Genomic DNA, 12,860 nt, shown 5'->3' on the forward strand with positions numbered 1-12,860 from the left:
AATTAAGAGGACATACTTCGGTCTTACACCTAAAGGGGGGAATGTTTCGCAATGGAGATGGTAAGAGTCGTTTTTTTGACGGTATTTATGTTCTTTGTTCTGGTGACCGTCCATGAATGGGGACATTATTATTTTGCCAAACGCGCCGGAATTCTTGTGAGGGAATTTGCTATCGGTTTCGGTCCGAAACTGTTTTCTTATAAACGCAATGAAACCCAGTTCACGCTTCGCCTGCTGCCGTTTGGGGGATATGCCCGGATGGCCGGAGAGGATCCGGAAATGATTGAGATTGGTCCCGGACAGACCATTGCGGTCAGACTGGGCCAGGATAATAAGGTGAAGAATATTTACCTGGATTCACTGGATACACGCAGAAATGTTATCCGCGGTGAAGCGCAATTCACGGATCTTGAGAATGAGCTGAAAATCCATCTGGATGTGGATGGTGAAGTAACCACATACGACGTACATCCGCAGGCGATGATGATTAAGGGAAGCCAGCAGACGCAGATCGCGCCCAAAGACCGCCAGTTCGGCAGTAAAAGCGTAGGCCAGCGCGCGGTGGCGATTTTGGCCGGTCCGGTGATGAACTTCATTCTGGCTTTTGTGCTGTTCGCACTTCATCTGCAAATGGCCGGCATCCAGGTGGAGAATCCGACCTATGTGAAGATCGGCGATGTAAGCGAAGGAATGCCGGCTCAGGAAGCCGGTCTGCAGAAAGGCGACATTGTCGTAGCCGTTAACGGCGAAACTATCGGTGGAGATTACCAGAAGATGATCTCGCTCACCTCCGCGTCCAAAGGCAAAGAGATGAAATGGACACTGCAGCGCGGCGATGAAACGCTTAATGTAGCTATGATTCCCCGCAGTATGGAAGGGGAGGAAGGCGGCAAAGTCGGGATCACTCCGGAGCTTCCTACTCGCAAGGCCGGGGTTGGTGAGACTATCACCAAGTCAGGAACTGCCATGGTGGATACCACGAAGCTGATCTTCATCGGCTTCAAGCAGCTGATCAACAAGTTCAATATGGATGATATTTCGGGACCCGTGGGAACCTTCCAGCTGACCGGGCAGATTGCCCAGCAGGGGATTCAGTATTTGACTTATTGGGCGGCTATTCTCAGCCTGTATCTCGGGATCTTCAACCTGCTGCCGATTCCTGCACTTGACGGAAGCCGGCTCGTGTTTCTCGGCGTGGAGGCGCTGCGCGGTAAGCCGGTGGACCCGAACCGCGAAGGCATGGTCCATTTCGTAGGCTTTGCGCTGCTGTTCCTGGTGATGATTGCTGTGACTTATAATGATATATTACGCCTCATAAGCGGCTGATTTGTTCACATTACATTCTTTTGGGGTCCCCGCAAAGCTCTTGACAGCTTCACTATTTATCCGGCGCTTTGCGGGGCGAATTTAGGAGGATCTCTTTACATGGCAAAAGACAAGCAGTTCGTTACGGAAATCACGCCGCAGGGCGAAGATTTCTCACGCTGGTATATTGATGTGATCAAAAAAGCGGACCTGATGGATTATTCTCCGGTCCGCGGCTGTATTGTGTTCAAACCGGACGGCTACGAGATCTGGGAACATATCCAGGAGGAGATGAACCGCCGCCTCAAGGAAACCGGACACCGCAATGCCTACTTCCCGCTGTTTATTCCGGAGAGCTTTTTCCAGAAGGAGAAAGAACATGTTGAAGGTTTCAATCCGGAGCTGCCTTGGGTGACTGAGGCTGGTGGCGATGTGCTGGAAGAACGTCTGGCAATCCGCCCAACTTCCGAGACCATGTTTGGCCACATGTATTCCAAATGGATTCAGTCCTACCGTGACTTACCGGTGCTGATTAATCAATGGGCTAATGTAGTCCGCTGGGAAAAGCGTACACTGCCATTCATCCGCACTACGGAATTCCTCTGGCAGGAAGGCCATACCGCTCATGAGAATGAGACTGAAGCGCGTGAAGAAACGATGAAGATGCTGGATAACTACCGTGATTTCGTAGAAACTTTTCTGGCGATTCCGGTGGTTACCGGACAGAAGACACCATCCGAGCGGTTTGCCGGTGCGGTAGATACGTATTCCATTGAAGCAATGATGAAAGATGGACGGGCTGTGCAGGCAGCTACCTCGCATTATCTGGGCACCAAGTTCGCAGTTGCCTTTGATATCCAATACTTAAGCCGTGATAATGTACTTGAATATGCGCATACAACCTCATGGGGCTCTACCACACGTCTAATCGGCTCACTGATCATGGTGCATGGGGATGACCGCGGGCTGGCTTTGCCGCCGAAGGTAGCGCCTACTCAGGTCATTATGATTCCGATCGGGCCGCCTAAGACCCGTGAAGCAGTGATCGGGCGCACAGATGAGCTGTTCAAAGAGCTGAAGAGTGCCGGAATCCGCGTACGTGTTGACGACCGCGCTGATGTTACACCGGGCTGGAAGTTCAATGAATACGAAATGCGCGGTGTACCGGTACGTCTGGAGCTTGGACCGCGTGATATGGAGAACGGAGTCTGCGTAATCGTATCCCGGATCAGCGGAGAGAAGAAGATTATCCAGCAGGAGAATCTGGTTGAAGAAGTGAAGGCTATGCTGGAGCAGGTTCACCAGGAAATGTTCGAGCGGGCTCTGAAGTTCCGTGAGGATCATTTCTATTCTGTAGATACCCTAGAGCAAATGAAGGAATCCATGGAAGAGAAGCGCGGCTTTGCACTTGCAGGCTGGTGCGGCTCGGAGGAATGTGAATCCAAGGTGAAGGAAGAAACAGGCGCAGGCAGCCGTAATATTCCGTTCAATCCGTCCGAAACGAAAGAGACTTGTATTTGCTGCGGTGAGCCGGCCCTGCATACAGTTGTATTCGCCAAAGCGTATTAAGCGGCAACTTCAATTTTTATTTGATCCTTTATATTAGCTTCTGGCGAGAGGAGTCGGCGGGCCGCAATTACCCAATGCTTTTTGAACCGGAAGCTTTTCTTACTATAATAGAATTATGATATGGGTATAGCTAATTATTGCCGAGTTAGGTGGGGAAACCATGGAGCAAAGCGTGGAGAGAAGAAAAAGGTTCGAGCTGTTAATGAAGCAGGGGGAAATTCCGCCGGCCATCATTGATCCCTACTTTTTGGACGGGCAGATCGAGCGTGTGGAAATCAGCCGCGGTAACCGTGACTGGCATATTGTAATTGCGAAAGACAGCCTGGTTCCGGCCCAGACCTACCGGACCTTTGTCCTTAGAATGCGTGAGAAGCTGCAGCATATTGCCAAAGTCAGCTTCTTGTTCCTATATGATGACACAATCAACAGAGCGGATATTGTACAGGAGTACTGGGGAATGTTCCTCGAGTGGGTCCAGCGTGAGATCCCATCCGTTAACGGATGGCTGACGCGCTCCAGTCAGGATCTGCAGGACGGTACGCTTTTGCTTAGCCTGAGCGATTCCATGTCTCTTGAACTGGCCCGTAAAAAGGGCATCGAAGCAGCCATTATTAAATATTATGATAAATATTTCGGGCTTACCCTTAAGGTGAAGCTGCAGATTGCCGAGAATGAGAGCAAAGCGGATGCCTACGAGGAATTCCAGCAGAAGCTCCAGCAGGAGCAGCGTGAACTGGTAGAGATGATGATGATGGCCAGTGAACCGGACGAGCCTGAGGAACCCGGTGATCCGAATGAGGTAATTAAGCTTCAGATCGGATATGAGATCAAAGAACAGGCCGTATCGATTCTGGACATCCAGGATGAAGAGAAGAAGATTACGATTCAAGGGACGATTTTTGGACTCGACACCAAAGAGCTGCGTAACGGAAACACACTGTATACCTTCTGCATCACCGACTTCACCGACTCTCTGCAGATGAAGATGTTTGCGAAGACCAAGGAAGACCTGAAAGTGATGGGGCAGTTGGCCAACGGTAAGTGGGTACGGGCACGCGGCAAAGTTGAATATGACCGTTTCATGCAAATTCCGGAACTGGTGATGATCCCGTCGGATTTGTCGGAAGTCTCTGCACCGCCTGCACGTAAGGACAATGCCAAGCAGAAGCGGGTGGAATTCCATCTGCATACCACAATGAGTACGATGGATGCAGTGGCAACCATCACCGATTATGTCAAAACCGCTGCGAAATGGGGACACCCGGCACTGGCTGTTACGGATCACGGTAATGTCCAGAGCTTCCCGGATGCGAACCATGCTGCACATAAACATAAGCTCAAAATGCTCTATGGTGTGGAAGCCAACGTTGTAAATGATGCAGTAAACATCGTGGAGAATGCACAGCCTCTGGAGCTCAAAACAGCAACCTATGTCGTATTTGACATCGAAACCACCGGTCTGTCGATCACGCGCAACAATATTACAGAGCTTGCAGCAATTAAAATGTGCGAAGGCAAAGAGCTGGATCGTTATACAACCTTCGTTAATCCGCATGAAAAGATTCCCTACCATATCCAGCAGCTGACTAACATTACCGATGAAATGGTCAAAGACGCTCCTGATCTGGAACCTGTACTTAAGGAGTTTGTCCAGTTTGTTGGTGACAGCATTCTGGTAGCCCATAATGCACGGTTTGATATGGGGTTCATTCAAGCTTCCCTGAAGAAGCTGGGCCAGCCGCCGCTGCCGAATCCTTCGCTGGATACGCTGGAGCTTGCGCGTTTGCTCTTCCCGACCATGAAGAACCACCGGCTCAATACACTCGCTGACAAGTACAAAGTGCTGCTGGAGAGCCATCACCGGGCGGTGGACGATACGATTGCCCTGGGTGGTATCCTCAATGGATTGCTCGCGGATGCGGAGAAGATGAAAGGGTTAACCCGGCTGGAACGGCTGAATGATTATGTAGGCAATGACCTCTCGAATGTACGGCCGTTTCACTGTGGCATTTATGCACTGAATCCGACCGGCAAAAAGAATCTCTACAAGCTGATCTCCATGTCGCACACGGAGTATTATAAACGGGTACCCTGTATCCCCAAATCGAAGCTTGAGGAACACCGGGACGGGCTGATTGTCATCTCCGGCTGTGAGCGCGGCGAGTTTTTTGAAGCGGTGCTGAACAAGACGGTGGAGGAGGCCATTGAGGTCGCCCAGTTCTATGATGTTCTGGAGATTCAGCCGCTGACCATGTACATGCATCTGGTGGATAAAGGCTTCGTGGCCAGCGCCGAGGATTTACGCGGTGTTGTGCGCAAGATATGTGAAATCGGCGACCAGATGAACAAGCCGGTCATTGCCACCGGCAACGTGCATTACCTGGAGCCGCGTGACAAGCTGTTCCGTGATATTACCATTCACGGGATTACCGGCTTCAGTCCGCTTAAGGACCAGCGCAAACCAGATGCCCATTTCAGGACCACCGAGGAAATGCTTACGGAATTTGAGTTCCTAGGCCCGGAAAAAGCGATGGAGGTCGTGGTCACCAATACCGTGGAGCTGGCCGAACGTTTCGAGGAATATGATCTGTTCCCGAGCGAGCTGTTCACCCCGATTATTGATGGAGCGGATGATGAGATCCGCAATACCTGCTATGAGACAGCCAAATCAATTTACGGTGAGGAATTGCCGGAGGTTGTAGTAGCCCGTCTGGAAAAGGAACTCGCGCCGATTATCAAATACGGCTTCTCTGCCAACTATCTGATCTCGGAACGGCTCGTTAAAAAGTCGAATCAGGATGGATATCTCGTCGGCTCCCGTGGATCGGTAGGCTCGTCCGTTGTTGCAACCTTCCTTGGTATTTCTGAGGTTAATCCGCTGCCGGCCCACTATATCTGCACGAATTCGGAGTGCAGGCATAGTGAATGGTTCCTTGACGGCAGCGTGCCGAGCGGTTTCGACCTGCCGGACAAGGCCTGTCCGGACTGCGGTGGTAACCTGAAGGGGGAAGGCCAGGATATCCCGTTTGAGACGTTCCTGGGCTTCAAGGGGGATAAGGTTCCCGATATCGACCTTAACTTCTCCGGGGAGTATCAGCCGAATGCCCACAATTTTACCAAAACGATGTTTGGACCTGACAATGTATTCCGGGCAGGCACCATCGGTACAGTAGCTGAGAAGACCGCCTTCGGGTTCACGAAGAAATATGAAGAGCATCACCAGAAACGCTGGCGCGGAGCCGAGATAGGCCGTCTGGCGGCCGGCTGCACGGGTGTGAAGCGCAGTACGGGGCAGCATCCCGGCGGTATCGTTGTTTTGCCGGATTATATGGAGATTGAAGATATTACCCCGGTGCAGTTCCCGGCGGATGATGTTACGGCAGAGTGGAAAACAACCCATTTTGACTATCATGCCTTCGATGCCAACCTGCTGAAGCTCGATATTCTGGGCCATGATGATCCGACCATGATGCGCATGCTGCAGGATCTGACCGGCGTGGACCCGACCACCATTCCGATGAATGATCCGAAGGTGATGAGCATGTTCAACTCCACAGATGCGCTCGGGGTAAGACCGGATCAGATCCGGACCCCTGTAGCCACCTACGGAGTGCCGGAAATGGGGACGAAGTTTGTCCGCCAGATGCTCGTAGAAGCCAAGCCTTCCAGCTTTGCCGACTTGCTGCAGATTTCAGGCTTGTCCCACGGGACCGGTGTGTGGCTGGGGAATGCCCAGGAGCTCATCAAGAACAATACCTGCAACATCAAGACGGTTATCGGCTGCCGTGATGATATCATGCTCTACCTGATTTATAAGGCCGATATGGATGCCAGCCTGGCCTTCAAAATTACGGAAAGTGTGCGTAAAGGGAAGGGGCTTCCTCCCGAGTGGATCGAAGAGATGAAGAAATGCAAGGTGCCGCAGTGGTACATTGATTCCTGTCTCAAAATCCAGTACATGTTCCCGAAGGCGCATGCGGCAGCGTATGTCATCTCTGCAGTGCGGACCGCCTTCTTCAAGCTGTATTATCCGATTGAATATTATGCGACTTACTTCTCTGTCCGTGCCGCTGATTTTGATATTGATCTCTGCTGCAAGGGATATGAGGCTATTGGGCGCCAGATCGTAGAGATCGAGCAAAAAGGCTTCCAGGCGCTGCCGAAGGAAAAAGCGATGCTTCCGGTTCTGGAAATGGCACTGGAGATGACTGCCCGCGGCTTCACCTTCAAAAATATCGATCTGTACCGTTCCGATGCCACTAAATTCACGGTTGACGGCACCAGCCTGATTCCGCCGTTCTCTTCGCTTGCGGGTATTGGTGACAATGCCGCGATCAATATTGCGGCAGCCAAGGATGCCGGCGAATTCCTCTCCATTGAGGACTTCCAGCAGAAATCCAAAGCCAGTAAAACGGTGATTGAGCTGCTGAACGGAATGGGCTGCTTCCGCGGTCTGCCGGAGAGCAACCAGCTGTCATTATTCTAAATTTCGCTGCAAATCATGCTTTGAAATAAGGGAGTCAAGGGCTGGTACTTGTCAGTGCAGACTCACTATGGTATAATTTTTTTGGTAATAATGAGATAAGTCCGTTGTGTAAAGAGTGGGGAAACCCACTCTTTATCTTTGGTATATAGCAAAAGACAAGTTCGTGGAGGTAATCTTCTTTTGAGCACACCCAAATCCAAAATTAAACAGACGGTAGAGCAGCTGCTTGGGTCCTATCTCGAGGACAATGGTTTCGAACTGGTGGACGTTGAATACGTGAAAGAAGGCTCCAATTGGTTCCTGCGCGTATTCGTAGATAAAGAAGGCGGCATCGATATCGATGACTGCGGCACCATCAGCGAATATATCAGCCAGAAGCTGGATGAGAATGATCCGTTTCCCGAAGCTTATTTCCTTGAGGTTTCCTCGCCCGGAGCTGAACGTCCGCTCAAGAAAGCTGCGGATATTGCCAAAGCGGTTGGCAAGGATGTATATGTAACGGTGTATGAGCCGATTCAAGGACTCAAAGAATTCGAAGGTCGTTTGCTCTCGTTCGAGAACGAGGAACTGCTCATCTCCGCGGGCAAAAAAGAACATCTAGTACCGTACGCCAAGGTCGCCAGTGCGAGATTGGCCATTATTTTTTAACGTCTTGAAAGGGGGACCGGAATTTCATGAGTATGGAGTTTATCGAAGCTATGAATGAACTGGAAAGGGAGAAAGGCATCAGCAAGGATGTGCTGTTTGAAGCCATCGAAGCTGCGCTGATCTCCAGCTATAAACGCAATTTCAATGCGGCGCAGAATGTGCGTGTGGATATGAACCGCAACACAGGCGTAATCAAGGTTTTTGCCCGCAAGCTGATTGTGGAGGAGGTTCTGGACTCACGGACAGAGATTTCTCTGCCGGGAGCCCGGGAGATCAATCCGCATTTCCAGCTGGAGGATATTGCCGAACTCGAGGTTACACCGCGTGATTTCGGGCGCATTGCTGCCCAGACTGCCAAGCAGGTTGTTACACAGCGTATCCGCGAAGCGGAACGCGGACTTATCTATAACGCTTTTATTGACAAGGAAGATGATATTGTTACCGGCCTTGTCCAGCGTCAGGATATGCGCAACATTTATGTGGATCTTGGTAAAATCGAGGCGGTTCTGCCGCTGGGCGAGCTTATGCCGGGCGAGAAGTTCAAGCAGAGCGAGCGTATCAAGGCTTATATCACCAAGGTGGAGAATACGACCAAAGGACCGCAGATCATGCTGTCCCGCAGTCATCCGGGTCTGCTGAAGCGTCTGTTCGAGCTGGAAGTACCGGAGATTTTTGACGGAGTAGTTGAGATTCGTTCCGTTGCCCGCGAAGCCGGCTTCCGTTCCAAAATCGCCGTGTTCTCGCGTAATCCCGAAGTCGATCCCGTTGGTTCCTGCGTAGGCCCTAGAGGTACACGTGTTCAGACCATCGTAACCGAACTTCGCGGCGAGAAGATTGATATCGTAAGGTATTCCGAGCTTGTGCAGGAGTATGTGGCCAATGCGCTCAGCCCGTCCAAAGTACTTGAAGTTCAGGTCTTTGAAGCTGAGAAAATGGCGCGTGTCATCGTTCCTGATTATCAATTGTCGCTGGCGATCGGCATCAAGGGGCAGAATGCCCGTCTTGCTGCTAAGCTGACCGGCTGGAAAATTGATATCAAGAGTGAGACTCAGGCAGAGCAGGAATACGGCAGACCCAGAACTTCTAATGATGAAATGCATCAGGATTCCGTCTCCATCGATTAATGAATCTGCTGACTGACGGGAGGCGCTACTATGAAGCAAAGAAAGGTGCCGCTGCGCAAATGCGTTGCCAGCCAAGAGATGATGCCCAAAAAAGAGCTGATTCGCGTGGTGAGAACGCCTGAGGGCGAGGTGCTCATTGACCTGACGGGCAAGAAGTCGGGCCGTGGCGCTTATATCTGCGGTAAACTGGAATACTTTAAGCTGGCACAAAAGACCAAAGCACTTGACCGAGCATTGAAATGTCAAGTGAGTCCTGAAATCTATGCCCAGCTTGCCCGGGATTTTGCATCCGTGGAGGAGCAATTTTTGGCAGCGAAGGATAGTGAGGACAATGAGTAAGACTCTTTCTTATTTAGGGCTTGCGATGAGAGCAGGCAAGATTGTCACCGGCGACGAGGCTGTGCTTAAGGCAGTGCGGTCTTCAGAGGCGAGGCTGGTCGTCCTGGCAGGTGACGCTTCAGATAATACCCAAAAGAAGTTCCGCGATAAGTGCGGGACCTACGATATTCCACTAGTAATCGCATTTCACCGGGATGAACTCGGTGCAAGTATTGGTAAAGACCAGCGCGTAGTGCTGGCCGTTACGGATAAAGGATTCGCGGAAATGATCTCCAGAACGCTTGGAGATACTGTCGGAGGTGGAGTTATTGACTAAAGAAGACAATAAGGATAAACTGCGCGTGTATGAATACGCGAAGTCTCTGAACATGAGCAGTAAAGAAATCATTACAATTCTGAAGCGTTTGAATGTCCCTGTGAATAATCATATGAGTGTCATGGAGAATGGCTCCGTGAACAAAGTTGAACAATTCTTCAAGGACATCAAGTCAAACGCTGCAGCCAAGCGGGACACCGGCACCAGCAGCCGTCCGGTAACCACCGGCGCGGTAACAGCCGAACCCCAAAGTGCTCAGAATGCCAACAAAAATCAACCGGAAAAGCAGGTAGGTATGAACAGTAACCAAAACAACAACCAATCGACGACGTCCCCAAGGCCCCAAAGCGGACAAGATTCCCGCAGAACACAAACAACAGGTACAGCGCAAAATTCACGCCCGCAAGGCAGCTCCACTGGTAGCCGCCCACAAGGCAGCTCCACCACTGGCAGCCGCCCGCAAGGCAGCTCCACCGGCGGCAGCCGTCCGCAAGGCAGCTCCACTGGCGGCAGCCGTCCGCAGGGCAGCTCCGCCACTGGCAGCCGTCCACAAGGCAGCTCCACCGGCGGCAGCCGTCCGCAAGGCAGCTCCACCACTGGCAGCCGCCCGCAAGGCAGCTCCACCGGCGGCAGCCGTCCGCAGGGCAGTTCTACCACTGGTAGCCGTCCGCAAGGTCAAGGCGGCGCACCACGTACAGGTGACCGTCCACAAGGTCAAGGTACTGCACCACGCACGGGCGACCGCCCGCAGGGTCAAGGCAACGCAGGCGGAGATTTCTCCCGCGGCGGTGACAGAGGTCCGAAGAAGAATGCTACTGGCGGCAGACCGAACAATAACAGCGGCCAGAAACGTTTTGATGACGGCAAAGGCGGCAACTTCCGCGGCCGTGGCGGCAAGAACAACCGCGGCAGAAACCAGCCGATGGTACACCGTGAGAAGATTGACAACACACCGAAGAAGATTATTGTCCGCGGCAGCATGACGGTTGGTGAAACCGCGAAGCTGCTTCACAAGGATGCTTCGGAAGTGATTAAGAAGCTGATCTCGATGGGCGTTATGGCTACGATCAATCAGGAGCTTGATATCGACACAATCCTGCTTCTGGCCGGTGAGTTCGGTGTAGAAGTAGAAGTGAAGATCCCGGTAGATGAAGACAGCTTCGAAACCGTGGAAGAGAATGATTCCGATGATGATCTGCAGTCCCGTCCTCCGGTTGTAACAATCATGGGTCACGTTGACCATGGTAAAACAACCTTGCTCGATGCCATCCGTTCCACGAACGTAACTGGCGGAGAAGCAGGCGGAATTACACAGCACATCGGTGCGTACCAAGTCGAAATCAACCACAAGAAAATCACGTTCCTTGATACACCAGGCCATGAAGCGTTCACCGCTATGCGTGCCCGTGGTGCCCAGGTTACAGATATGACGATTATCGTTGTAGCTGCCGATGACGGTGTTATGCCGCAGACGGTAGAAGCGATCAACCATGCCAAGGCAGCCGGACTTCCGATCATTGTTGCAGTTAACAAGATCGACAAGCCAGGTGCGGACCCTGACAAGGTGAAGCAGGAGCTTACAAGCTATGAGCTGGTTCCGGAAGAGTGGGGCGGCGATACGATCTTCGTCAACCTGTCGGCCAAACAGCGCATCAACCTGGAAGAGCTGTTGGAAATGATTCTGCTCGTTGCTGAAGTAAATGAGTACAAAGCGAACCCGGACAAACGGGCACGCGGTACTGTTATAGAAGCTGAGCTTGACAAAAACCGTGGACCGGTTGCCCGTATTCTCGTACAGAACGGTACACTGAAAGTCGGCGATGCCTTTGTAGCAGGTAACTGCTTCGGACGCGTACGTGCCATGGTCAATGACAAGGGACGCAAGATCAAAGAAGCGGGACCTTCCACACCAGTGGAAATTACTGGTTTGACTGAAGTGCCGCAGGCGGGCGATCCGTTTATGGCCTTTGAAGATGAGCGCAAGGCCCGTGCGATTGCGGACAGACGTTCGACTACGCAGCGCCAGTCTGAGCTGAACACGAACACCCGTGTAACATTGGATGATCTGTTCAAGCACATCAAGGACGGAGAGATCAAAGATCTCAACGTGATTATCAAGGGTGACGTACAAGGTTCGGTAGAGGCGCTGAAAGGCTCCCTGGCCAAGATCGAAGTTGAAGGTGTTCGCGTGAAGATCCTTCACAGCGGTGCCGGAGCGATTACGGAATCCGACATTACCTTGGCAGCAGCATCCAACGCTATTGTTATCGGCTTCAATGTTCGTCCGGATACCCAGACGAAGGCTGCAGCAGAGCAGGAGAAAGTAGATGTGCGTCTGCATAACATCATCTACAATGTAATCGAAGAAATTGAAAGTGCCATGAAGGGGATGCTTGATCCCATCTACAAAGAGAATGTTATCGGCCACGCTGAAGTGCGCAATGTGTTCAAAATCAGCAAAGTGGGTACCATCGCAGGTTGTATGGTTACTTCCGGCAAAATTGCCCGCAACGCTGAAATGCGCCTGATCCGCAGCGGTATCGTTGTCTTCACAGGCAAGATCGACACCTTGAAACGTTTCAAAGATGATGCCAAAGAAGTGGCGCAGGGTTATGAATGCGGCATAACTTTGGAACGCTATAATGATGTCGTTGAAGGCGACATTATCGAAGCGTTCATTATGGAAACGGTAGAGCGCTAAGCGAAGAGGTGAATATAGATGTCTAAAATTAGAGCCGGACGGGTTGGCGAACAGATTAAGAAAGAACTGAGCCAGCTCATCCAAAGCGGACTAAAGGACCCGCGCGTCGGGTTCGTAACTGTAACTGGCGTAGATGTGACAAATGATTTGTCACAGGCCAAGGTATACCTGAGCGTATTCGGGGACGAGGAGCAGAAGTCAGGCTCGCTCAAGGCGATTGAGAAAGCTAACGGCTTTCTCCGCTCGGAGCTTGGCAAAGCAATCCGCCTGCGCCATACCCCTGAGCTGATCTTCAAGATTGACGAATCCGTTGCTTACGGAAGTCATATTGAGAAGCTGCTCGGCGAAATCGGCAAAACCGAATAGAGCTAC

The 12,860-nt window shown here is 51.6% G+C and carries 8 protein-coding genes and 1 pseudogene; all 9 read left to right on the top strand.

Translation table 11 applies throughout. The features are described from left to right. The first annotated feature begins 51 nt into the window (after positions 1–51). The 9 genes and pseudogenes from rseP (at position 52) to rbfA (ending at position 12,854) form a co-directional block, all read left to right on the top strand. Positions 52–1,326, top strand: a complete 1,275-nt coding sequence (gene rseP, locus MHI42_RS35260) for an RIP metalloprotease RseP (protein WP_342422185.1) — start codon at positions 52–54, stop codon at positions 1,324–1,326. A 99-nt stretch (positions 1,327–1,425) separates the two neighbouring features. Next, positions 1,426–2,874: a proline--tRNA ligase gene (gene proS / locus MHI42_RS35265; protein WP_076246925.1), complete on the top strand. Its 1,449-nt coding sequence runs from the start codon at positions 1,426–1,428 to the stop codon at positions 2,872–2,874. Between the two features lie 160 nt (positions 2,875–3,034). Continuing rightward, positions 3,035–7,360, top strand: coding sequence for a PolC-type DNA polymerase III (locus tag MHI42_RS35270; RefSeq protein WP_342422186.1), 4,326 nt, complete (start codon positions 3,035–3,037; stop codon positions 7,358–7,360). A 180-nt stretch (positions 7,361–7,540) separates the two neighbouring features. After that, positions 7,541–8,008 carry a ribosome maturation factor RimP gene (rimP, locus tag MHI42_RS35275; RefSeq protein WP_342422187.1) on the top strand — a complete coding sequence of 156 codons (468 nt, stop codon included), beginning with the start codon at positions 7,541–7,543 and terminating at the stop codon, positions 8,006–8,008. A 26-nt stretch (positions 8,009–8,034) separates the two neighbouring features. Continuing rightward, positions 8,035–9,132: a transcription termination factor NusA gene (gene nusA, locus MHI42_RS35280; RefSeq protein ID WP_039295270.1), complete on the top strand. Its 1,098-nt coding sequence runs from the start codon at positions 8,035–8,037 to the stop codon at positions 9,130–9,132. A 30-nt stretch (positions 9,133–9,162) separates the two neighbouring features. Then, complete coding sequence (locus tag MHI42_RS35285; RefSeq protein WP_036692616.1) at positions 9,163–9,471, top strand: YlxR family protein; 309 nt, start codon at positions 9,163–9,165, stop codon at positions 9,469–9,471. After that, positions 9,464–9,782, top strand: a pseudogene (locus MHI42_RS35290) (YlxQ family RNA-binding protein); the annotation flags it as partial. The gene MHI42_RS35285 and the pseudogene MHI42_RS35290, both read left to right, overlap by 8 nt. Continuing rightward, positions 9,780–12,488, top strand: a complete 2,709-nt coding sequence (gene infB, locus MHI42_RS35295; RefSeq protein WP_342424863.1) for a translation initiation factor IF-2 — start codon at positions 9,780–9,782, stop codon at positions 12,486–12,488. The pseudogene MHI42_RS35290 and the gene infB, both read left to right, overlap by 3 nt. Positions 12,489–12,506: 18 nt before the next feature. Continuing rightward, a complete protein-coding gene (gene rbfA / locus MHI42_RS35300; protein WP_342422188.1) occupies positions 12,507–12,854 on the top strand; it encodes a 30S ribosome-binding factor RbfA in 348 nt (115 codons plus the stop codon). The last annotated feature ends 6 nt before the right edge of the window (positions 12,855–12,860 follow it).

Origin of the sequence: Paenibacillus sp. FSL E2-0178 (genome assembly GCF_038593005.1) — a bacterium.
Taxonomy (GTDB): Bacteria; Bacillota; Bacilli; order Paenibacillales; family Paenibacillaceae; genus Paenibacillus_AQ; species Paenibacillus_AQ phytohabitans.